This is a genomic window from Desulfovibrio sp. (genome assembly GCF_047607245.1).
Lineage (GTDB): Bacteria > Desulfobacterota > Desulfovibrionia > Desulfovibrionales > Desulfovibrionaceae > Desulfovibrio.
Genome location: NZ_JASGDK010000115.1, coordinates 1 through 21,337, shown reverse-complemented (window position 1 = coordinate 21,337; position 21,337 = coordinate 1). Strand labels below are relative to the sequence as shown.

Annotated in this window: 22 protein-coding genes; 6 read left to right on the top strand and 16 right to left on the bottom strand. The window is 56.1% G+C overall.

Annotated elements, in window-relative coordinates:
• The coding region (locus QM579_RS09540) for a methylenetetrahydrofolate reductase (protein WP_414998929.1) at positions 1 to 734 on the bottom strand (734 nt) is incomplete at its 3' end.
• A 161-nt stretch (positions 735 to 895) separates the two neighbouring features.
• Here QM579_RS09540 and QM579_RS09535 point away from each other — a divergent pair.
• The 4 genes from QM579_RS09535 (at position 896) to QM579_RS09520 (ending at position 4,793) form a co-directional block, all read left to right on the top strand.
• On the top strand, positions 896 to 2,203 hold the full coding sequence (locus tag QM579_RS09535) for a phosphodiester glycosidase family protein (RefSeq protein ID WP_414998928.1): 1,308 nt from the start codon (positions 896 to 898) through the stop codon (positions 2,201 to 2,203).
• 705 nt (positions 2,204 to 2,908) lie between these two features.
• Positions 2,909 to 3,289 carry a desulfoferrodoxin gene (locus QM579_RS09530; protein ID WP_414998927.1) on the top strand — a complete coding sequence of 127 codons (381 nt, stop codon included), beginning with the start codon at positions 2,909 to 2,911 and terminating at the stop codon, positions 3,287 to 3,289.
• Between the two features lie 61 nt (positions 3,290 to 3,350).
• The gene (locus QM579_RS09525) at positions 3,351 to 3,488 is read left to right on the top strand and encodes a rubredoxin (RefSeq protein ID WP_012625631.1); all 138 of its coding nucleotides are present in this window, start codon (positions 3,351 to 3,353) and stop codon (positions 3,486 to 3,488) included.
• A gap of 96 nt (positions 3,489 to 3,584) precedes the next feature.
• On the top strand, positions 3,585 to 4,793 hold the full coding sequence (locus QM579_RS09520) for an FprA family A-type flavoprotein (RefSeq protein WP_414998926.1): 1,209 nt from the start codon (positions 3,585 to 3,587) through the stop codon (positions 4,791 to 4,793).
• Between the two features lie 327 nt (positions 4,794 to 5,120).
• On the opposite strand, the gene QM579_RS09515 is transcribed toward QM579_RS09520, so the two are convergent.
• The 13 genes from QM579_RS09515 to QM579_RS09455 form a co-directional block, all read right to left on the bottom strand.
• Positions 5,121 to 5,507 (bottom strand): cytochrome c3 family protein, encoded by a 387-nt coding sequence (locus QM579_RS09515; RefSeq protein ID WP_414998925.1) that lies wholly within the window; start codon positions 5,505 to 5,507, stop codon positions 5,121 to 5,123.
• A 110-nt stretch (positions 5,508 to 5,617) separates the two neighbouring features.
• Positions 5,618 to 6,379 carry a precorrin-3B C(17)-methyltransferase gene (gene cobJ, locus QM579_RS09510; protein ID WP_414998924.1) on the bottom strand — a complete coding sequence of 254 codons (762 nt, stop codon included), beginning with the start codon at positions 6,377 to 6,379 and terminating at the stop codon, positions 5,618 to 5,620.
• A gap of 3 nt (positions 6,380 to 6,382) precedes the next feature.
• Positions 6,383 to 7,648 carry a cobalt-precorrin 5A hydrolase gene (locus QM579_RS09505; protein ID WP_414998923.1) on the bottom strand — a complete coding sequence of 422 codons (1,266 nt, stop codon included), beginning with the start codon at positions 7,646 to 7,648 and terminating at the stop codon, positions 6,383 to 6,385.
• A gap of 299 nt (positions 7,649 to 7,947) precedes the next feature.
• A complete protein-coding gene (gene hemL, locus QM579_RS09500) occupies positions 7,948 to 9,219 on the bottom strand; it encodes a glutamate-1-semialdehyde 2,1-aminomutase (protein WP_414998922.1) in 1,272 nt (423 codons plus the stop codon).
• A 283-nt stretch (positions 9,220 to 9,502) separates the two neighbouring features.
• Entirely contained in the window at positions 9,503 to 9,982 is a 480-nt protein-coding gene (gene ahbB / locus QM579_RS09495) for a siroheme decarboxylase subunit beta (protein WP_414998921.1), read from the bottom strand.
• Positions 9,983 to 10,095: 113 nt separating this feature from the next.
• Entirely contained in the window at positions 10,096 to 10,650 is a 555-nt protein-coding gene (locus QM579_RS09490) for a hypothetical protein (protein WP_414998920.1), read from the bottom strand.
• A 278-nt stretch (positions 10,651 to 10,928) separates the two neighbouring features.
• A complete protein-coding gene (locus tag QM579_RS09485; RefSeq protein WP_414998919.1) occupies positions 10,929 to 11,252 on the bottom strand; it encodes a hypothetical protein in 324 nt (107 codons plus the stop codon).
• Positions 11,253 to 11,521: 269 nt separating this feature from the next.
• On the bottom strand, positions 11,522 to 11,788 hold the full coding sequence (locus tag QM579_RS09480) for an RNA recognition motif domain-containing protein (protein ID WP_022659825.1): 267 nt from the start codon (positions 11,786 to 11,788) through the stop codon (positions 11,522 to 11,524).
• Positions 11,789 to 12,678: 890 nt separating this feature from the next.
• Entirely contained in the window at positions 12,679 to 14,037 is a 1,359-nt protein-coding gene (dnaB, locus tag QM579_RS09475; protein WP_414998930.1) for a replicative DNA helicase, read from the bottom strand.
• 179 nt (positions 14,038 to 14,216) lie between these two features.
• Complete coding sequence (rplI, locus tag QM579_RS09470) at positions 14,217 to 14,723, bottom strand: 50S ribosomal protein L9 (RefSeq protein WP_414998918.1); 507 nt, start codon at positions 14,721 to 14,723, stop codon at positions 14,217 to 14,219.
• 9 nt (positions 14,724 to 14,732) lie between these two features.
• Positions 14,733 to 14,996 carry a 30S ribosomal protein S18 gene (rpsR, locus tag QM579_RS09465; RefSeq protein WP_183718808.1) on the bottom strand — a complete coding sequence of 88 codons (264 nt, stop codon included), beginning with the start codon at positions 14,994 to 14,996 and terminating at the stop codon, positions 14,733 to 14,735.
• A gap of 1 nt (position 14,997) precedes the next feature.
• Positions 14,998 to 15,306 carry a 30S ribosomal protein S6 gene (gene rpsF, locus QM579_RS09460; RefSeq protein WP_414998917.1) on the bottom strand — a complete coding sequence of 103 codons (309 nt, stop codon included), beginning with the start codon at positions 15,304 to 15,306 and terminating at the stop codon, positions 14,998 to 15,000.
• A 175-nt stretch (positions 15,307 to 15,481) separates the two neighbouring features.
• Positions 15,482 to 16,381, bottom strand: coding sequence for a hypothetical protein (locus tag QM579_RS09455; RefSeq protein ID WP_414998916.1), 900 nt, complete (start codon positions 16,379 to 16,381; stop codon positions 15,482 to 15,484).
• Between the two features lie 328 nt (positions 16,382 to 16,709).
• Here QM579_RS09455 and tgt point away from each other — a divergent pair, with 328 nt between their 5' ends.
• A complete protein-coding gene (tgt, locus tag QM579_RS09450; RefSeq protein ID WP_414998915.1) occupies positions 16,710 to 17,849 on the top strand; it encodes a tRNA guanosine(34) transglycosylase Tgt in 1,140 nt (379 codons plus the stop codon).
• A gap of 135 nt (positions 17,850 to 17,984) precedes the next feature.
• Positions 17,985 to 19,643 (top strand): gamma-glutamyltransferase, encoded by a 1,659-nt coding sequence (gene ggt / locus QM579_RS09445; RefSeq protein WP_414998914.1) that lies wholly within the window; start codon positions 17,985 to 17,987, stop codon positions 19,641 to 19,643.
• 1,004 nt (positions 19,644 to 20,647) lie between these two features.
• On the opposite strand, the gene QM579_RS09440 is transcribed toward ggt, so the two are convergent.
• Complete coding sequence (locus QM579_RS09440; protein ID WP_414998913.1) at positions 20,648 to 20,929, bottom strand: hypothetical protein; 282 nt, start codon at positions 20,927 to 20,929, stop codon at positions 20,648 to 20,650.
• A gap of 50 nt (positions 20,930 to 20,979) precedes the next feature.
• A complete protein-coding gene (locus tag QM579_RS09435; RefSeq protein ID WP_414998912.1) occupies positions 20,980 to 21,210 on the bottom strand; it encodes a hypothetical protein in 231 nt (76 codons plus the stop codon).
• Positions 21,211 to 21,337: the final 127 nt, after the last annotated feature.

The following is a 21,337-nucleotide window of genomic DNA, read 5'->3' as shown; positions in this document are numbered from 1 at the left end:
GCTTCGGCTCCGCCCTTTTCATTGGCCTTTTCAAGGTCAAGGTACAGTTTGCCGGGTATGTTCGCACCGCAGAGTGAAAGCACCCGCCGCAGGGAGTCAAAGCTCTGAATGGGCAGAATAGCTGGAATAATGGGGGTGTGGATGCCCCTGCCGCGCAGATGCTCCAGCAGGTCCAGATATTCCCGGGAATCAAAGAAAAGCTGGGTCACGGCGAAGTCCGCGCCGCTGCGCATTTTTTCAGCGGTATGAAGCCTGTCCTGCGCAATGGAAGTCGATTCGGGGTGCGGCGCGGGGTAGGCCGCAACGCCAATGCCCATGTCAGGCTGCTGGCGGCGGGCAAAGGCAACCAGGTCCGAGGCATGATGAAAATGCCCCTTGCTCCAGTCCCACTCCTCTCCAACGGGCGGGTCGCCACGCAGGGCAAGCACATTGTCCACCCCGGAAGCCCGCAATTCTGCCAGAAATGCTGATATTTTCTCCGGGTCGGCTCCCACACAGGTAAGGTGGGCCATCGTATTTAAACCGCGGCGCGCCAGCTCGGCAGTTACGGCAAGTGTGTTGCGTTGCTTGCCGCCGCCTGCACCGTAAGTGACGGAAGCAAACAGAGGAGCCAGAACCTGCAGTTGCTCCACCGTGTTAAAAAAGCCGGGCAGGTTCGCTTCATCGGCTGGCGGAAAAAACTCCAGCGAAAAAAACGGTTTCTTGGCGGCTCGAATGCTTTCTCCGATATGCATGCTGCGACTCCTTATGTGCGACGCGAGTGCGGCCTTCTCTTTATGGCCGACATATTTATGTTTATATCTAGATAAGTTGATATGTCAAGAAAAAAGGCCAGGCAGCTCTTGCAAAATACACGACTTGGTCGTAATGCAGGTTCAAGCCCTGAAAGCATACTATGAAAATACGCAACAGCATTCACACGTGTGGGCAGCGCCCGCGCACCGCCCGTAAAGGCAAACCAGCAGCTCCCCTCCAGGGCCGTGTCTTTCTGCTGACGCGGGCCCTCAGCACTGTGGCTGCCTTGCTGCTTTGTGTTGCACCCAATGTAAGCGCCACCCAGGAAATCCCGTCTGAGCAGCCCCAGATTGTGGCAGCTCAAACGAGCGGCGCCACCGGACGCGAGAGCAGTGCCGAAGGCGCGCTTGATGAAAACAGTGCCAGTGTCCCTGCTCTGCCGCCCATGCCACAAACCTTGACGCCAGCCGCCCCCCCCGGCACAAACGCTTCCAACGGCAACCCGCCCGCCTCTGCCGGGGGCACGCCAGCCCCAGCCCTAGATGCGCTCAACCAGACCGCAACGGTTTCGGCACCGGGAGTGACCACCCCGGTTTCGTCTTCCGCCGGAGTTGACGAACAGGGCAAGCCCGACTGGCGACAGCTGGAAGCCGGGCTGGATTTTGGACAATTCCGCCTCAATGACAGCGAAGCCCTGTTGACGGCCCTGCGTATCGACCCTGCCCACTTCAATTTTATTCTCTGTGCCCGCTCGCAGGATGGCGGCCCCTTGCGCTCGCTGAACCAGTGGGCCGAACAATACAATCTTTCCGCAGCCATCAACGCCAGCATGTATCTGCCCGACGGTGTAACCAGCACTGGCTATATGAAGCAGAACGACCACTTCAACAACAAGCGCGTGGTGCAGCGGTTTGGGGCCTTTTTTGTCGCCGGACCTACAAGCCCGGAACTGCCAGGAGCCGCCATTGTGGATCGTGACGACCCACAGTGGGAACAGCACATCGGCCAGTATAGCCTCGTCATCCAGAACTACCGTATGACCAGCGCCGACAGGCGTATCCTGTGGTCGCCCGGCGGCCCGCACTACTCCATTTCCGCGGTAGCCCAGGACGGCGATGGGCGCATTCTTTTTCTCCACTGCCGACAGCCGGTGGAGGCTTACGCCTTTGCCCAGCAACTTCTGCACCTGCCCCTCAACATTCGCACAGTCATGTACGTTGAGGGTGGCGGGCAAGCTGGCCTGCTGGTGCGTTCAGCCCACTGGCGGCACGAACTGGCGGGATTAAGCGCCGCAGACCTGCTCGTAACGGGCGACATGCGCGCCTTGCTGCCCAATGTTCTGGGCGCAGTACGCCGCCCCCCCCCTGTTGAAGAAATACAGGACAACGAGCAAAAACCGTCTGTTTCCGGGCAGCCTTCAGAAGAAGATCTTTCTTCTGCAAGCCAACCTCAACAGCCCGCTCCCTAGAGCAGATTGACTTTGAGAACATATATTCTCAAATTTTAAGACCGCCCGCTACGGCGTCTAACCGCACAAGTAAATAGCAGCGCTGTCTTCGCGGCAGCCGTTGCCCGAAGGGCGTACTGATGGCGGCAGCAATTGCATGGAACATGCGGAGTCGTTAACACGTGCTGTCTTCCAGCGTAATTTCCTGCGTCATAACGCTGGAACCTTCCGTAACGATGCTGCCCTGCCCCGTAAGATGGTTCCGTCAACGGCTCAGGCAAGCCCTGCGGGCGCGTAAGCCGTCGGTTGCAGTGTCAGCGGCTTACGAACGACAACGATTCTTTGGGTAAGATTTTCGCGTAACTCATTGCCGTCTTTATCCGTAGCTTCCTGCGTCACAACAGCTAACGCAACGGCTGAAGCTGCGCTTGCGCCTCCACGGCGGAGTCTGCCCGCGCAGCCACCCGGGCATTTCAAAATTTTAATGCTCCAGCCTTGGGCGGCATTGCCTGCAGACCAGTATGCGGCGGGCTTAAATAGTATCTTTTTAGTAATAATTACTATTTTTTATAAAAAGGGCTTTACTTTGGCCCGGACTTCTTACAGAATATTAGTCGGTATCCGGGGCTGCTTGTGCCAATGCAAAGCTGAAAAGCCCCCCGTTCGGCAATACCGACGGCAACCTATATCGAGGCCTATGTCGGCCTAAACGTAAGTGAGGAAACCATGCCCAAGCATCTGGAAGTTTATAAATGCACTCATTGCGGCAACATCGTTGAAGTTCTGCATGGTGGCGGAGCCGACCTCGTTTGCTGTGGCGAGCCCATGAAGCATATGGTTGAAGGCGCTACTGACGGTGCCACGGAAAAGCACGTGCCCGTGATTGAAAAGGTTGACGGCGGCTATCTTGTGAAAGTGGGCAGCGTCCCTCACCCGATGGAAGAAAAGCACTGGATCGAATGGATTGAACTGCTGGCCGACGGCAGAAGCTACACCAAGTTCCTTAAGCCCGGCGAAGCGCCCGAGGCCTTTTTTGCCATTGACGCCGCCAAGGTGACCGCACGCGAATTCTGCAATTTGCACGGTCACTGGAAGGCTGAAAACTAGATTTCTCAAGCACGTACCACAAAAGCGCGGGATTCCGCGCCATTCCTTCAGGAGGATTCCCATGCAGAAGTATGTATGCAATGTCTGTGGCTATGAATATGACCCCGCCGAGCACGACAACGTGCCTTTCGACCAGCTGCCTGATGACTGGTGCTGCCCTGTTTGCGGGGTGAGCAAGGATCAGTTCAGCCCGGCTTAATTCCGGTCTTTTCCTGTACTTTTCCCCGCTTTGCCGCAACTTGTGGCAAAGCGGGGCTTTTTGTAAAAAGGAAGACCCAACACTCCGGAGAAAATGATGCAACCTGTTGAAATTAAAAAAGACATCTTCTGGATAGGTTACGTGGACTACGACCACCGGGACTTCCACGGGTACTCCCGCTCCCCGGACGGTTCAACGTACAATGCCTATCTTATCAAGGACGAAAAAAATGTTCTGATGGATACGGTAGCCTCTGGCTGCGAAGGCACCCTGCTGTGCCGCATGGCCAAGGTGCTCGATCCTGAAAAAATCGACTACATCGTCTGCAACCACATGGAACTCGACCACGCTGGCGCTCTTGAGACCATTGTGGAACGCTGCAAGCCCGAGAAAATTTTTGTCTCCCAGGCTGGGCTCAAGTCTATGGCAGGCTATTTTGCGTGCAAAGACTGGCCCGTACAGGCCGTGAAAAGTGGCGACACCGTCAGCATCGGCAAGCGCACCATTGTTTTTCAGGAAACGCGCATGCTGCACTGGCCTGACAGCATGGTCTCATATATTCCCGAAGAAAGGCTGCTGGTCAGCAACGACATCTTCGGCCAGAATATTGCCAGCTCCGCGCGTTTTGTGGACGACTTTGACGATGACGGCGAATACCTGCGCCGCGTCAAGGAATACTACTACAACATCGTGCTGCCCTACTCGCCAATGGTGCTCAAAACCCTGCCCATTGTGGAACAGCTGGACATAGATATGATCGCCCCTGACCACGGTCTCATCCACCGTGGCGAAAAGGCTGTGCGCAACATCATTGACCTGTACCGCACGATGGCCGAACAAAAGCCCCAGCAGCGCGCAGTCATTTTTTACGACACCATGTGGCAGTCCACTGAATCTATGGCCTACGCGGCTTGCAGCGGCCTGGAAGAAAACGGCGTGCCCACGCGCATCATGTCAGTCAAGAGCAACCACCACAGCGCAATCATGACCGAACTGGCCGACTGCGGCGCGGTGCTGGCTGGTTCGCCTACCCACAACAATACCATTCTTCCTCTGGTGGCCGCTCAGCTGACCTACATGAAGGGTCTGCGGCCCCTGAACCGCGTGGGTGGAGCCTTTGGCTCCTTCGGCTGGTCCGGGGAAGCCCCCAAGCAGTTGCAGGAGCACCTGGCTGGCATGAATATGGAAATGCCTGCCGAACCCGTGAAGTGCAACTGGCGGCCTGACCGCGATGTGCTCAAGGCTTGCCACGAACTGGGCAAGACCATAGCGGAAACGCTTAAAAAGAAGTGCCAGGAAGGCTAGACTCCTTACACTTCCTCTTCAGTGAGAAACTGGGCCGACGGCAACAATGCTTCCGTCGGCCTTTTATTTGCGTGATGCCAGACTTGCGCACGTGTTGCCGTGCAACACGGCCATGCCCGGTTGTTACGCTGGCTTCGCGGTAAAGTTCAATAGTGTTGCTGTCATCCAACCATACACATGCGACAGGCAGAAGCTCACTGTTTTCTGCTGCCCCGATAAATCCGGGCAGATATATGCGGGTCTACAACGAGTAAAGGCAGCGGGAGCTTTGCTCACACTGCCTTTACTCTTGGCCCGGCACTAAAGAGGCCGGATCAAATCACTGGCTTACGGATGGCACTTCGACTTCGCGCAACCGGTAAGATCCTTCTTGAGGTCAGGCTTTTCGGCCACAACCTTGCTATGGCATTCTGCACAGTTGGTGTGCTTGAGCCCTGTCTTGGTGTGAATCACATAGAACAGGCTCTTTTCACCCTTTTTGGCGGTCAGGTCGTCATGGCAGCCTGCACTGCCGCATTTGGCGAAGGTTTCCTTACCGTCCACCAGATGGTGACAGGTCACGCACTCCACCTTTTCATGAGGAGCGTGGGGAAACATGACGGTCTTCTGAGAGCCCTTGATTTCCACCGGTTTGTCAGGTGCAGCGGGTGCAGCCCAAGCGCTCACGGCAAAGATCAGGGCCAGTATACAGGTGAGAGCAAAAATTTTTTTCACGGCAGTCCTCCAAGGTAAAAAACAACACATGAGAATTGCAATAACCTTACGGCCAGTGAGGAAACGTGTCAATGGAGCCCATGAAATACATTTTCAAGTTGTTCAGACACTCATGACTGCCTTTTACGTGCATATCCCCTTGGTGTAAGCATATATGACCCAAGAGATCGGCTTTCACTGTTGCCAATAATGAGCAAAGAAAGCATGTCCACCTGTGTTGCATCAAAGCTGTCCAGCCTGTGTACGCTCACGCTCTGTTCCGGACGGTAGGCCTGACGCACCAATCCCACGGGACACTGCGGTTCACGAAAACGGCGGGCCAGAGCCAGGGCGGTATCCAGATGACCGGGGCGCCCCTTGGACCGCGGATTATATATGGCGCAGACAAAGTCGGCCTCAAGGGCCGCCGTAAGCCTTTTGACAATGGTTTCCCACGGAGTGAGCAGATCGCTCATGCTGATGCAGGCAAAATCATGCGTCAGGGGCGCACCAAGCAGAGCTGCCGCCGCGCACACGGCAGGCACGCCCGGCACGACGCCAAAGGGAATTTCCCCAACAAGACCGCGAGATTCCAGAACCTCAAGAGCAAGCCCAGCCAGGGCGTAGATGCCGGGGTCGCCCGAGCAGACAAGAGCCGTGGCATGTCCGGCCAGCGCGGCATCCACAGCCGCTTCACAGCGCTCGGTTTCGTGCCGCATGCCCGTGCTGATACGCTGCTTGCCCTCAAGCAATTCCGGTGGAACCATATCCATATACAGATGATAGCCCGCCACACACCCGGCCCGTTCCAGAACGGTGCGGGCCTGCGGCGTAAGGCAGTCGGCGTGGCCAGGGCCAAGGCCCACCACATGCAGGCTGGCTGCTTGCGTCATGATTTACCCTTCTTCACTGCGGTCCGCATTGGCATGAACACCTGGGTGCTCTTCTTCAAAGGCCAGGGCCACCGCAATGGTCAGTTGTGACTGAAAAATTTCCTTGGGCAACAACAGGCGGGCCACACCCGATCCATTTTCCCCGCGGGCCGCCAGCAAGGCTGCGGCCTCGCACACGCTGAACGGCGGCTGCCCGAAACGCCGCCCCGCCGCTTCTGAAGGATTGGGCACAGGACACCGGGCCAGCCGGGCAGAATCAAAGCCCAGAAGGGGCACATCAAGACGGGAGGCAAGTTCCCGCAATGCCCGTTCCTGCAGCTTCTCTGTCACCGTACTCAACGCGGCAATAGCCTGTGGCTCCAGACCGTGGATGGCAAAAAATTCATTTAACGCAGCCAGCGCCATCCCCGGCGGCAAATCCTTGCGGCAGCCAAGGCCCACGTAAAGACGCGGCACTGCAACGCGCAAAATTCCCTCGGCAAGAGGCAGCCGCCGCCAATGAGCGGCAAGCAGAGGCGGCGCGTGCGCCTCACGTTTGCCAGCCAGCAAAGAATGCGGCAGTGCCATAGCTGCGGCCTCGCAGGGCACAGGCGCCAGCGAAGCGTGCTCCGGCACAGCCCCGCAGGGGTCCCAAACTTCCAGCCTTTCGCCCTCCAGCAGAGCCGCCTGGGCACGCGGCAACCGCTGCCAGTCCACAATACGCAGGCCAGCCTCACGCAAAAACAGATCAAGCGCCAGAGGATGCACGCCAGTAGACGTTTTTTCGCCTGAAGCCGTGACGCTGCCTTCACTCTCAATCAGGGCTGCGTCGCCTTCTGCCATAACATCGGAGGCCGTTGTAATTACTGGCGTGGCCCGAAGCAATTGTGCCACGTGGCGGGTCAGTTCGTTGCCACCGCCCCAATGGCCGGAAAGAAGGCTGATCACGTAATTGCCCGCCGCGTCCAGCACCAGCACAGGAGGATCCAGGCTTTTGTGGGTCAACAATGGAGCCAGGGCGCGCACCGCAATGCCAGTAGCTCCAATGAACACATGCGCCCCATACTGCTGGTAGGCTGTGGAAAGAAATTCACCCAATCTGTGAAAGGGCTGCGCATCCGGGGAGCAAATGCGCTCTGGCATGAATATGCGGCAATCGGCCAGACGGCCCCCTTTGGGGCTTGTCCAGGGTTTTCCGGCTACCAGCGATTTGAGCCGCCGGGCAAGGGGCAAGGCGGAAGCGCTCAAGGCATAGCAGGCAAGAGATTTCTTTTCAAAAACAGGATGCACATGGCCTCCGGCGGTCTGCCGCCGTAAGTGGCTTGAGAGCGCGGCGCAGGAAACAAAAAAAGCGCCGCTTTTACGAAAGGCTGTGGCCGGGAATCCTTACCGGAGCCCCGGCCACCAGATACAGGCCTGCGTGCGGTCAGCAGGTTTCAACATTCACGATGCCGCATCTGCGGCTGGCAGGTGCAGTACTTTTCAGTGTGTACCGCGACCCTCAACAATACAGATGCCAACGTTGCCCTGGGGTATTTCAATTTTGAAACCACGTTAGAACATTAAAACTGTTTCAAAATTCAAATGCTCTAAAAGAGAACCTTGCGGGCCGCGTCCAGGGCCCGGCTGAAGTCGTCGTCCGTGTGCGCGAAAGACACCATGCCGGTTTCATAGCCCGAAGGCGCAAGATAGATGCCCTGAGCGCGCATCTGCTTATAAAAACTGGTGAAGAGCTTTTGATCGCACTTTTGTGCGCTGGCAAAATCCGTCACTTCGTGTTCGCTGAAATAGGGGCAGAACATCGAGGCCAGGGTCGGCATCTGCAAGGGCACGCCCTTGGAAGTGATGATGTCGCGCAGGCTGAAAGCGAACGAGCGCGTGCGGTCTTCAAGGGCGGCATAGTCGGATTTTTTAAGAATACCAAGCGTGGCCAACCCGGCGGCCATAGCCAGCGGATTGCCCGAAAGCGTGCCCGCCTGATACACGCCGCCTCTGGGCGCGATCAGTTCCATATACTTGCGCTTGCCGCCAAACGCCCCTACGGGCAGGCCGCCGCCAATGATCTTGCCAAAGGTGGTGAGGTCGGGATCAACCTTGAAGCGTGCCTGCGCGCCACCAAAGGCCGCGCGAAAGCCCGTGATGACTTCGTCAAAAATAAGCAGGCTCTGGTGCTGGTCGCATATGGCGCGCAGGCCTTCAAGAAAGCCGGGCTTGGGCAGCACAAGGCCCATATTGGCGGCCACGGGCTCCACGATAATGGCGGCGATGCTTTCACCGTGACGGGCAAAGCACTCCTTGACCGCTTCCAGATCATTATATGGAGCCAGCAGGGTGTCGGCCACCACGGCGGCGGGCACACCCGGCGTGCCGGGAATGGAGAAGGTGGCCAGCCCCGATCCGGCAGCAGCCAGGAAAGGGTCAGCGTGCCCGTGGTAGCAGCCCACGAACTTGAGCACCTTGTCGCGTTTGGTGGCCGCACGGGCCAGACGCAAGGCGCTCATGGTCGCCTCGGTGCCAGAATTGACCATACGCACCATTTCAAGGCTGGGCATGGCAGCCACCACAGCTTCCGCCAGCTTTACCTCATCGGGGCAAGGCGCGCCGTAGCTAGTTCCACGGTGGGCGGCATCGCACACGGCGCGGGTGACGGAAGGTTCGTCATGTCCAAGAATCATCGGACCCCAGGAGAGCACAAAGTCGATGTACTGGCGTCCGTCCACATCCGTGAGATGGCAGCCGTGGGCTTCGGCGATAAAGAGCGGCTGGCTGTCCACATTGTGGCAGGCCCGCACAGGGCTATTGACGCCGCCGGGAATGACCGCCTGGGCTTTTTCAAAGAGCTGGCGCGAAGTCGTGTCCATTCTGGTCTCCTTTAGAGCATTTTGCACCTGAAATAGTCGCTTTACGGCTAGCAAAGCTCGTCTGCGCCTATTTCGTTGCAAGAATTTGCACGCAAATTCTTGCAGAACAATTGCCTCATTCCATTCGTAAATTGTTCTAGATGACGTGGCCACAAGAGCGAGTTTCATTCTCTGGTCAGCAAGGCGCGTCTGCTTTGAAGAAAGGTATTCTATGCTACCCGGCCGAAAAAGCAGGAACAGCCTTATACCGCCTGGGGGCGAAAGCCGCGCGTGACCTCATTATCTAAGCGAAATAGGTCATGGAAATTTTTTTCAGTTCCTTGAGGCTGCGCAGGATGGCGTGTTCCTTCAAATCAGTGTCGCGCATGATGTCATCCACCACGCTCAGACATTCCGCCTCGCTGCGGCCGTGAATCATTGTATAAAGCTCATAGGGCCAGTCAGCGGCGGAGCTTGGGCGGTAGTAGGCGTGCGAAATATGATCGTGCTCGGCCACTTTGCGGCCGCATTGATCCACCTGCTCAGGGCTGACCTTCCAGGCCACCATAGCGTTATGTGTCCAGCCTGTTTTCTGATGCTTGATGCTCGCCCCAAAACGGCGGATTGCGCCAGATTCCTTGAGGCGGCAAAGCAGATCGAGCACCTCTGCTTCGCTTGTTCCTGCCTGCTCCGCCACATCGGCATAGGGAGTGAGGCTGTCGGGCAGATTATCCTGCACTATGCGCAGAACAGCCTGTTCTTCTGGGTTGAATTGATGGCTCATGAGTTCTCCAGGTAAACAAAGAAGAAGCCGCGCTGCTTATGGCGCGGCAGCCGGGTGAGTCCACGGCACGCTGGTCCGGCCCGGCATAGCGCCGGGCCGGGCGAAAAACAAGATTAGCGCGTAAATGAACGGGCAAAAAGATTCTGAATGGCCACGCGGCCATTATCTTCAAGAAAACGCGTTCCAGTGGCGGCGAAATGCGCGCACTCAATGGCGGGATTTTCCACCTGCGCCCACTTATCCTTCTGCCAAGTATACCAGCCATTACGGGGCTGATCAAAAACCAGCAAAGGTTTGTTGCATATCTTGGCGAATTCCGCGCCCCATCCTGTGCCGCCCTTGACTGTTCCGTCGGGCTGAATAGCGCCCACCACAACGATTTGCTCACCGCTGCTGACCTGCCAGCAAATGGACTGCAACACCTTGCGAAAAAGGGGAGCCCGCGTGTACTCGCGGTTCATGAGGCGCGAAACATAGGTGAGGCTCACGTCCTTCAGGGCCAGTTCCTCTGAAGTCAGTACACGCACGCCACGCGTACGCTCAATCTGATGGCCTTCAAAACCGTAGTTCACTTCTTCCATGCCCCAGCTTTCAGCCAAAGCACCGAAAAACTGTTCCGTTCCGGCGGCTCCGCCGCTATAAAGCACACATTGTTTGGGGTTGAGCATGCTGCCTCCTCAAGGATTGTTGCGCCGGGCAAAATTACGGATGGTAGTCTGTTTATCCGGCGGAAGCGTCATGTCCCATCATGGCAAAAATTACAGCGCTCGGCAAGGCGGGTCGAACAAAGAAGTGCCCGCCATATCTGGGCCTCAGCCCCCATCCTGTTGGACGAAGCAGCATCGCAATCCGTACCCTGCCGACTTTTCAGACAAAGCACATTGTATCAATGCAAAAGCTGATTTCCCACTGGGATGGCAGGCAACGGAAAAAGGCAGCCCGCCATTTACGAGATATTTCCTGTTGCACGCTCAAATCGCCTTAAGAACAGACGCCGCAGGGCGCCCGCAAGCGTAGCTTCACGTAGCAAAGCACTGGTTTTATGCGCTATGATGGGGATTTGCAGGCGGCGGCTGGCATAAGAGCGCTTTACCTTTGAACCATACAGCTCTGCAAAGGCAGACTGCTTTGGTAGTTGCATCAACTTTGAAGATGCAAGACCAAAGACTTCTCGCCAGGCGTGGGCAGTACACGTAAAGAGCTGTGAGGCATTCACCATAAAAATATCAGAGGAGAGAGCGCAGAAAGCAGAACCAAGAGAGATATACAAGACAGGAGATGTAGCCAGTAAAGATGGAGCACTGTGTAGACGGGCAGAAGCGCAGGTAGCCTTGGCCGCCTGCGCCGCTGTGAGCGGGCTCGTCAAACCCGTGAAGGGGTATACCATTCAGGGAGTTGCCGGGCCCGCCGCAATCAAATGAATCTTGTAACCCAACTGCATACAACTGCTGCACCAATGATGCAGCGCCTATACAGTGAGGACTGCAACAAACAAAAAACGCCCCAGTTGCCAAGGGCGTTAAGGTCCGTTGCCTAGTCCTAGTAGCGGGGCTGGCGAGGAGCCCTGGGTTTGGCTTCGTTGACGCGCAGAGTACGTCCACCAAAGCTGAAGTTGTCAAGAGCTTCAATGGCGGAATCGGCTTCGCCGTCTTCCATTTCCACAAAGCCAAAGCCACGGGCACGGCCGGTATCCCTGTCGCTAACGAGTTTCACGGACAGAACGCTGCCGTATTCGGCAAAAAGATCCTGAACTTGTTCTTCAGTAGCAGACCAGGGAAGGTTCCCGACATAAATGGACTTGGACATGAAACACCCTCACAAAAAAAACAATCATCCCGCGCTCCCATCCGATAAAACGTATTACCGGTACGCGGCACATGTCAGTCACAGAAACACGCTTTTTCGAGCTTGTCAACGAAAGTACAAAAAAAAGTTGGCATTGCGCGCTTTTTGCGCGATAAAAACGCGGGAGACAAAGAAATAATTGGAACTTTTTGATAAAAGATGTTCAGCTTTGACAGGTCTTTATCATTTGCGGCATCTGTTAAAACTAAAGCTTATTCCATATTTTAAGGCAACACCACATGCGAATCAGAGTAATTACATTGGATAGACCCTGTCTCACCCATCAATTACGTATATTGTGCGTACAAACAGGACTGTATAAGGCTGCATTCTGCCATTAAAAATCAATTGATAAAGCACGGCAATCATGTGTGAAAATAAGCGCAACGCCGGCCAAAACGCTTGCTGATTGCCTCCGCATCAGGCCCTTTTCTAGCTCGCTTGAATGCTTTTATACAATAAATATTTACAATAACCTATAATCATACAAATTTCAAAGCAGTATACCATAATTATCAAATATAAATACGATATTATGATCTTTATTGGCACGCCCTCTTATCATCTGTCAGATACTCAAACAATGTTATATTTCCCACACAAACAATATGATATCACACTATTATAAATATAAACCTTATCCATTCACAGCATATTCATACAACATTGTAAAAACCTAAATTCCCTGCCCTGTACGAGGGCGCAGCGATAGGCCTGGCTTGTTTTTGTGCCTTTGCAGAAAGGCATAAAGTAAACCCGCCGGGCAATCCGCACAGAAAATGCTTACGCGTGCCGGAGCCGACCCAACGTAAAAGAAGTATGTAGCGAAGGAGATAAGAAAGAAGGAGCGGCTAGCCGCCTTCAGAAGGAGGCGGCGACCAGTCAGGTGCCATATCCTCGAAGGAAGTGTACGGCGACATGTACATAAGCTCCGCCACGCCCACAGGGCCGTTGCGTTGCTTGCCAATAATGATTTCAGCCACGCCCTGCGGCGGACGCTCGGCAGGCTTAACAAACTTGTACACGTCGTCACGGTAAACGAACATGATAACGTCCGCGTCCTGCTCAATAGCGCCGGATTCGCGCAAGTCAGAAAGCATGGGTCTTTTGTCGCTTCGCTCTTCAACCTTGCGGTTCAGCTGCGAAAGGGCAATCACAGGCACCTGCATTTCCTTGGCAAGCCCCTTGAGGGAACGCGAAATATCCGAAATTTCCAGTTCGCGTGAATCGGTGCGGCGGCTGGTGCGCATGAGCTGCAGATAGTCCACCACAACCATGCCCAGCCCTTTGTCAGCCTTGAGGCGGCGGGCGCGGGCGCGCAGCTCAAGTGTGGTCAGAGCTGGCGTATCGTCAATAAATATGGGAGCGCGGGCCACTACATCCGCAGCGGCATAAAGACGCTGCCAATCGTCGTCATTAAGCGTGGACGGACGGCGCAGCTTGGAAAGATCCACCTTGCCCCACACCGCCAACATACGCTGCATGAGCTGTTCCTTACTCATTTCCAGTGAAAAAACAGCTACGGGCACATTCTGACGCACGGCAGCGTGCAGCGCCATACACATCGAAAAGGCCGTCTTGCCCATACTGGGGCGGGCCGCAACGATGATGAGGTCAGAGGCCTGAAGTCCGGCAGTGAGTTTGTCCAGCCGCGTGTAGCCGGTGGTGACGCCGGTGATAACGTCTTTGGCATCGGCCAGACGGGAAAGATTGTCGAAGACCCTGTCCAGCAGTTCCCGGGTGGGCGTAAAGTCGCGCCCTGAAGTACGCTGCGAAATGGCAAAAACAGCCTGCTCTGATTCATCAAGCAGGGCGCCGACTTCCAGCGAAGCATCGTAGCAGTTGGTGATAATGCCGGAACAGGCTTCAATGAGGCCACGTTGCAGCGCCTTGTCGCGCACAATGGTGGCATAGTATTCGGCATTGGCTCCAGACACTACGGCCTGAGCCAGATCGCCAAGGTAAACAGCCCCGCCCGCTTCTTCAAGCGCGCTACGGCTTTTCAGCATTTCTGCTGTAGAAAGCAGGTCAATAGGTGCGGATTTACGATACAGCTCAAGAAAGGCGCTGTAGATAGTAACGTGGGCTGGCAGGTAAAAATCTTCAGCCGCCAGCTGGTCCACAATGGAGTGCATGAGCTGGGGACGCATGAGCACGCCGCCAAGAACAGCCTGTTCCGATTCTACGCTGTGGGGTGGAACCCGGCGCAGCAAATCGGCTTCAGCCCTGTCAGCAGCGCTGCCTTGATTGCCCTGACGGCTTTTAAAACCGCCCTGCCCCTGCTGGCCGCCTCTGGAGCCACGGCCAGTGCCGTTCTGCCCAAAAGGCGCGCCCCCGGCCTCATGACCGGGGGCGGAGCCATTATCACTGTGGGAAACCACTACATCCCCTATTGGGCAGCCTCGGCTTCTTCAGCAGGAGCTGCAGGAGCGGGCTCTTCTTCATAGGACTGGTGGTCGGACACGACCTTCACCGGCACCACTGCGATAACGCTGGGGTGCAGGCGAACGCGCACGGGGTGTTCGCCCAAGGTGCGGATAGGAGCGTCCATAAGAATACGGCGGCGGTCAACATCCACACCAAGGGCGGCAATAGCGTCGCCAATGATGGTGGTGGTAACAGAGCCGTACAGCCTGTCGTTTTCGCCAACATGCATGGTGATAACCACGTCAAGGGCTTCAAGACGAGCCTGCATTTCATGAGCTTCGCCACGCTGGGCATCCATGCGGGCCTGAAGCTTTTTGCGCTCCAGCTCAAAAACTTTCAGATTGGCCGGGGAGGCCACCATGGCCAAACCCTGGGGCAACAAGAAGTTGCGGCCATAACCGGGCTTGACTTCAACCACATCACCAAGACTGCCGAGATTTTCAACATCGGCGCGAAGTATCAGTTTCATATGCGCCTCCTAGATGTTGCTCTTTTTCTTGACACCGGAATCGTGCGTAGCCGTGTAGATAAGCAGAGCCATCTGACGCGAACGCTTGATTTCACGGGTCAGCAGGCGCTGGTGATGCGCGCAGGTGCCAGTGATACGACGGGCGATGATCTTGCCGCGCTCGGTGATGAAGTCGCGCAGAACATCAGGACGCTTGTAGTTCAGGGGCAAGTCTTTGTCTGCGCAAAAACGGCAGAACTTGCGACGGGGGGCAAATTTCTTCTTGAAGGCCATGCTACGCAACCTCCCCGGCCACTTCATCGGCCAGCTTGACGGTCACGAACTTGAAAATACCGTCAGTCATGCGAATGTTGCGTTCCAGTTCGGCAATCAGGGTAGCCGGGCTCTGGAACACCAGACGCACATAATAACCGCGCATCAGCTTGCGCACAGGGTAGGCGAGATCGCGCATGCCCCAGTTGTCCACTTCTTCCATGGCGCCCTTCTCACGCTCGATAACCGCGGTGAGGGTGCTAATGATGCCCTCGCGGTTTTCGGCGGAAAGCTCCGGTGAAAGGAGCAGCAGGGTTTCAAATTTCCGCATTGTGTTTCTCCTTTTGGATTGGCAGCCCGCACACACGGGTGCGAGCAAGGAACGAGTTGTATACTGCCCGGCAAACGCGCTGTCAAGCCTTGGGCGCAAAAGAGTCTGCCCTTCAAGGCTCTGGGCTTGAAGCCAAAGGCGCCCATCGGCCAAGCGCCGCCTAATACAAAAGGAGTCAGCAGGAATGAGACGGTTTTTCAGTCAGCAGGCAAAAATCATTATTGATCCAGTCACGCAAGGGCGGCACGCCGTCTTCGTCTACCCGTCCCCACGAGCCTTGCCCACAGCAGTCGGTCTTCCAGACCTGCATAAACCGCAGACGTAACGAAAGCCGCCGTAACGTGGCGCTGTAAAGCCCTTCAACACACTGACAAACCACAGGAACCGCACAACATTTGCGGCCCTGCCCACAAAGCACAACGCACAGCAGCATCTGTGCCCCTGTGAGTTTGCGGTAGCGATCGCTTTCTTCCACATCATCAATTTCTATACGAGCGCCGCTGGCGGAGATATTGATGAGCCGCAACCGTGAGGGGCAATCCTCCCTGAAGGAAAAATCTGATGGCCCCAACTCACGCCACTGCTTGGGCAACTTGCCCCGCAGCCACAAGTCGACGGACTTTACCATATTGGCGGCAGGAAACACCCGCTCGTGCTTGCGCAGGCTTCGTTGCACATAGGCCTGGGGCAGGCCAATTTCTATCACGCAGTTACGGCTTTCTGAATCCAGATAGTTATGAATGATCTGGGTCTTGCACAGAAAACCCGACCGGGCAAGACCCGGAGACATTTTGAATGTATTGACAAGAAGAGAGTGGGGAAGATTGAAATAGATAAGACACTGCTCGCCATTGAGTGCATCCGGCAAGAAATTGATACCCGATACGAGCATGACCTTCTTGCCGCGCAAAGCCATTATGCGGCAATATACGTTGTCCATCTGGCGATTGCGTGCAGTGAACAGTATCTCTATGCAGACCTGATGTTTCAGGGCCGCACTCAATAACTCCCCGACAGAAATTTTTGCGGGGGCGGTCAGACCGGAAAGGAGCTTGAAGCGGCTGAAAAAGAGCATTTTCCTTCCTCACGCGGGGAAATGGTTTTGCCTTGAATTGCTACTTCTCTCGCCAGTGCATTTTTCTTCTTCGCAAGGAAACATCTTCTATCTTGCATCAAGGGCCCTTGCGCGAAGGGAAATACATGCTTTAATATAATTTTATTTATTATTCTAATTTTGTCAAATAATCACACCTGCGCGGTCAGTAAATCCACACTTTGCCAGTTATCTAAAATCCCACCCGGCAGGGCCGCACAACAAGGGCTCTGCCAAGCCCCCGCACCCGCCGCACGCAGACAAGGCAGCCCTCTTGCATCTGACGCCACTTGCATATACTGTGCGCCGCATGTCTGATTCCATATTTACCATTGAACACAAGGACGGAGCCGCGCGAGCAGGAACCCTGCGTACGGCCCACGGCGTCATACCCACCCCCATATTCATGCCCGTGGGCACGGTGGGTTCGGTCAAGGCCATTGCGCCCGACGATCTGGCAGCCATTGGCGCGCCCATCATCCTTGGCAATACCTACCATCTGTACCTGCGCCCCGGCGACGAACTGGTGGCCCGGCGAGGCGGCCTGCACGAATTTGCGTCCTGGCCCGGCTCCATTCTTACGGATAGCGGCGGTTTTCAGGTTTTCAGCCTCAGTTCGCTGCGCAAAATTCGTGAAGAAGGCGTGGAGTTTCGTTCACACCTCGACGGCTCAAAACATCTTTTCACGCCGGAAAAAGTGCTTCAGATCCAGCGCAACCTCAATTCAGACATCATGATGGTGCTGGACGAATGCGTGCCCTACGGTGCGGACTACGACTATACGGCAAAATCTCTGGCGCTCACCACGCGCTGGGCACAGCGCGCCAGAGCGGCATACCCGGCGGGCACAGCGCACAATCTGCTTTTTGGCATCACGCAGGGCGGCTTTCACAAGGACCTGCGCAAGCGTTCCATTGAAGAACTTTGCGGCATGGATTTTGACGGCTTTGCTATTGGCGGGCTTTCAGTGGGTGAGCCCAAGGCGCAGATGTACGACCTGCTCTACCACACCGCCCCCCTGCTGCCCGGCCACAAACCCCGCTATCTTATGGGGGTCGGCACGCCGCTGGATATTGCCAACGGCATTAATGCCGGAGTGGATATGTTCGACTGCGTGCTGCCCACGCGCAATGCCCGCAATGGCACGCTCTATACTTCCGAAGGCAAGATCAACATCCGGCGCAAACAGTTCGCAGAGGACGACGGCCCCCTGGATCCCAACTGCAACTGCTACACCTGCCGCACTTTTTCACGGGCCTATCTGCGGCATCTGTACGCCAGTCAGGAGTTGCTGTCCTTCCGGCTCAACTCTCTGCACAACCTCACCTATTTTCTCGACCTTGCCCGCAATGCACGGCAGGCCATCATTGAAGGACGCTACACCGATTTTCTGGCAAAAATCACGGCACTTTACCCTGATGAGGCAGCCAGAGCCGCCGAAGGCGCGTAGCTTTTCACCGCTCATGATACTATGCGGGGCCTCCTTTGCTCCCCGCAGCCTCCTGTGGCATACTGTTTCGCGAAAACGTTTCCGGCGCGCCAAACGCGCCGGAAGTTACACGGACCAAGCCACCACGAGGTCACAATGCAATCCAGCCACCGGTATTCCTTCACGCCCTCCACTGCCAGCAACCCCCTGAGCCTGCGGGGCATGGTCACAAGCCCCCACTATCTCGCCTCACAGGCGGGGCGCGACATCCTGCGCAAGGGCGGCACCGCCGTGGACGCGGCCATTGCCGCCGCTGCCGTGCTTTCTGTGGTGTATCCCCACATGTGCGGCCTTGGTGGAGACAACTTCTGGCTCATCTATGACGCCGCCTCACAAAACCTGCGCTCGCTCAACGGCAGCGGGCGGGCAGCGCGGGCAGCCACTGCCGCTCACTACACCGGACGCGGGCACAAGACAGTGCCCACCCGTGGCCCTCTGGCTGCGCTGACCGTCCCCGGTGCGGTGTCCGGCTGGGGCGCGGCCTTTGAGCACAGCAAGAACACGATGCAATCCCCCCTCAACTGGGCTGATTTGCTGGCCCCGGCGCGAGAACACGCTGAGGAAGGCTTTGCCGTATCCCACTCCCTGGCTGGCAGCCTGGCCTTTGTAAGCAGCGGCAAACCCAACTACTGCCTGCACCAGTCTGAAGGCTTCCGCGATCTCTATTTTACACCAGATGGACATCCCCCGGTCTTTGGCGCTGTCATGCGCCTGCCGCAATTGGCTGAAACACTGGAACGGCTTGCCTGTGACGGGCCGAAAGAATTTTACGAAGGCCATACCGCGCGGGCCATTATCACCGCCATGCAGCAGCAGGGAGGCCTGCTCACGCAGGAAGACCTGAGCAGCCACACGGCTGACTGGACCGAGCCTCTGCGTGTTGACTACAGGGGCTATACTGCCTGTACGCCGCCGCCCAACTGTCAGGGCATGGCTACCCTTGAAATTCTCAACATCCTTAACCAGATGGATATCACCTCTTTGGGCGAAGGCACGGCTGACTATTATCATGTCATGGCCGAAGCCACCCGCGAGGCCTTTATTGACAGGCAACTCTATCTGACAGACCCGGAATTTGCCCACATTCCCACAAACCGCCTGCTCTCGAAGGAACACGGGCGTCAGCAGGCGGCGCGTATCAGCATGAGAAAATGCGCAGGCGTTCTGCCGCCTCTGCCCCCCGGCGGCGACACCATCTGGCTTGGCGTGGTAGACGCTGCTGGCAACGCGGTTTCACTCATACAAAGCATTTATCATGAATTCGGTTCAGGCGTGGTGGCCAGTGGCGCTGGCTTTGTGCTGCAAAATAGGGGATGCGCCTTTGCTCTGGAGGCTGATCACGTCAACTGCCTACTGCCGGGCAAGCGCACCCTGCACACCCTGACGCCAGCCATGCTGCTCAAGGACGGCAACCCCCACCTTGTATACGGCAGCATGGGCGGCGACGGGCAACCGCAAACCATCGCGGCCATGACGACCCGCATAGTGGACTTCGGCATGAGCCCGCAGGACGCCGTCAATGCGCCGCGCTGGCTTTTGGGCCGCAGTTGGGGAGCGGAATCCAACGACCTCAAACTTGAAGGGCGCATTCCCGAAAGCGTTGCGCAGGAATTAACCCGCCGTGGGCATGAAGTGCGGCAAATTGAAGACTTTACAGAACTGATGGGGCACGCCGGAGCCATACTGCGTCGGCCCAACGGCATCTGGCAGGGAGCCACAGACCCCCGTGGGGACGGACAGGTGGCTGCACTTTAAAGCATTCTGGTTTGAAATATTTCATGAGGGAGGCGACCCTTTTAGAAAAGAATCGCCTCCCTCATCCCTTGAATTTTTATTTTGGGAAGCACTGATTAAAGAGCCTCTTGGAAACGTGCAGTTCTTTCGTTTGGCAAGGCGCGATCTTTTTTTGAAGCAGGAGTGGACTCTTCCGTCCTCGACTGTTTCAAAAAAAGTGAAGCAACGCAGCCAAACGGAATAAATCAGCGTTTCCTTTGTTTCAGCATGTTACAAAGAACACCCTGCCCAGAAACGGACTTTCCCCAAGCCGTAACGGTCAAAGCCAACTTTCACCCACCCCATACCCGCGCAGCACCCACTACGGCCAAAGGTGAATTGCAGCTCAACCGCTAAAAATTCCCGCCCCCGCACCCCCCTCTCGTAACAACAGCTCATCCCTTTCTCCTTTGCCCTGCGCCCAATCCCCCTATCAGAGTTGATATGACGCCCCCAACTTGCCATCCGAGGCCAAGGCGGGCGATGGCATTGCGCGGCGCGCAGGGAGATCATCCGACCGGAGGGAGGGACGCTCCCGAAGCCAAGGCCGCGCAGCCCTCGCTGATTGGCGCTATTTGGAAAACCCCGAGCGGGGTAATCCGGGGGGAGTGCAGAGGGGGCCTCGGAGGGGCGGCAGCCCCTAACAGGCCCCTTCTGCCGCACGCCGCGCAGGCGATCTAAAACAGGAAAATAAAAATCTCCCGTACCCGCGCAGCACAAAGTACGCTCAATGACGGCTTTTGGTCCAAACACTGAGACCTCCTGTGCCCGCACAGCCTCCCTCGCAAACAGCAATCCCTCTCTTTTTCTTTCACCCTGCACGCAGCCGCGATACCCCCAAGGCATAACTATCCTCGTTGATACAGCAAAAAAAGGGAGCCACAGACTTTGGCCTGTGGCTCCCGTAATTCTGAGGCTTTTCGTTATGCAACACCCGCAGAAAACACTGACTGCGGCATGAATAAACTGTATGCCGCGCTAAAAAACTAGCTTATCCAGCCGCTGAGCGCTTCCACGATCTTGCGGGCCTGCTCTGCGCTGGAAATGGTAAATTTGGACTGCTGGCGGTATTCGCCGCCGGATTTTTTGTAACGCCGAATAACATACGCGTCTGGCCCAAAATCGTCTTTTTCAGGCTGCCATTGCTGATACCGGAACAAAATGGTCGTCCACAGCCCTTTGCTCAGCACAACCTTATCCAGCTCATTCATAATGATCTGGCCGTTTTCTTCAAACTGTACTGTAAGATCGTCAATGGTTTCGTTCAAAATACTTTCTCCCTGCGGGGGCTATGGCCGCTCCTCCAACGGAGCAAAATTTATCCGGCGTAATTCGCCAGCAGACCTTTAACTGTTTCAGGAAGCTGAGGCACCTTCACCGACATTTCCGCCGGGCCGGGGCCATACTCGCTGGCGATGATCGCTCCTGAGGCGGACAGGACCATCAGGCACTCGGTCATGGTAAGATTTTGTCCAGAAGCTACCTTCCTGCCAAGCGTGGACAAGACACTTTCACTTATACTCAACGGACTGATTTTACCAAATTCCATATGCTGCCTCCTCAAACTTGATACATCAGGCTACATTTTTCGCCGCTGTACCGCAAGAGAAGAACACTCTACTGCCGCAACAGCATCAGAGCATACCTTTCCACCGGGGCAAAGTCGTCGGTAAGGG

Excerpts from the sequence above, each read along its gene's own strand:
- QM579_RS09535 (WP_414998928.1), top strand. The coding sequence starts at position 896 with ATGAAAATACGCAACAGCATTCACACGTGTGGGCAGCGCCCGCGCACC.
- QM579_RS09530 (WP_414998927.1), top strand. The coding sequence starts at position 2,909 with ATGCCCAAGCATCTGGAAGTTTATAAATGCACTCATTGCGGCAACATC.
- QM579_RS09525 (WP_012625631.1), top strand. The coding sequence starts at position 3,351 with ATGCAGAAGTATGTATGCAATGTCTGTGGCTATGAATATGACCCCGCC.
- QM579_RS09520 (WP_414998926.1), top strand. The coding sequence starts at position 3,585 with ATGCAACCTGTTGAAATTAAAAAAGACATCTTCTGGATAGGTTACGTG.
- cobJ (WP_414998924.1), bottom strand. The coding sequence starts at position 6,379 with ATGACGCAAGCAGCCAGCCTGCATGTGGTGGGCCTTGGCCCTGGCCAC.
- hemL (WP_414998922.1), bottom strand. The coding sequence starts at position 9,219 with ATGGACACGACTTCGCGCCAGCTCTTTGAAAAAGCCCAGGCGGTCATT.
- ahbB (WP_414998921.1), bottom strand. The coding sequence starts at position 9,982 with ATGAGCCATCAATTCAACCCAGAAGAACAGGCTGTTCTGCGCATAGTG.
- QM579_RS09490 (WP_414998920.1), bottom strand. The coding sequence starts at position 10,650 with ATGCTCAACCCCAAACAATGTGTGCTTTATAGCGGCGGAGCCGCCGGA.
- QM579_RS09480 (WP_022659825.1), bottom strand. The coding sequence starts at position 11,788 with ATGTCCAAGTCCATTTATGTCGGGAACCTTCCCTGGTCTGCTACTGAA.
- rplI (WP_414998918.1), bottom strand. The coding sequence starts at position 14,723 with ATGAAACTGATACTTCGCGCCGATGTTGAAAATCTCGGCAGTCTTGGT.
- rpsR (WP_183718808.1), bottom strand. The coding sequence starts at position 14,996 with ATGGCCTTCAAGAAGAAATTTGCCCCCCGTCGCAAGTTCTGCCGTTTT.
- rpsF (WP_414998917.1), bottom strand. The coding sequence starts at position 15,306 with ATGCGGAAATTTGAAACCCTGCTGCTCCTTTCACCGGAGCTTTCCGCC.
- QM579_RS09455 (WP_414998916.1), bottom strand. The coding sequence starts at position 16,381 with ATGCTCTTTTTCAGCCGCTTCAAGCTCCTTTCCGGTCTGACCGCCCCC.
- tgt (WP_414998915.1), top strand. The coding sequence starts at position 16,710 with ATGTCTGATTCCATATTTACCATTGAACACAAGGACGGAGCCGCGCGA.
- ggt (WP_414998914.1), top strand. The coding sequence starts at position 17,985 with ATGCAATCCAGCCACCGGTATTCCTTCACGCCCTCCACTGCCAGCAAC.
- QM579_RS09435 (WP_414998912.1), bottom strand. The coding sequence starts at position 21,210 with ATGGAATTTGGTAAAATCAGTCCGTTGAGTATAAGTGAAAGTGTCTTG.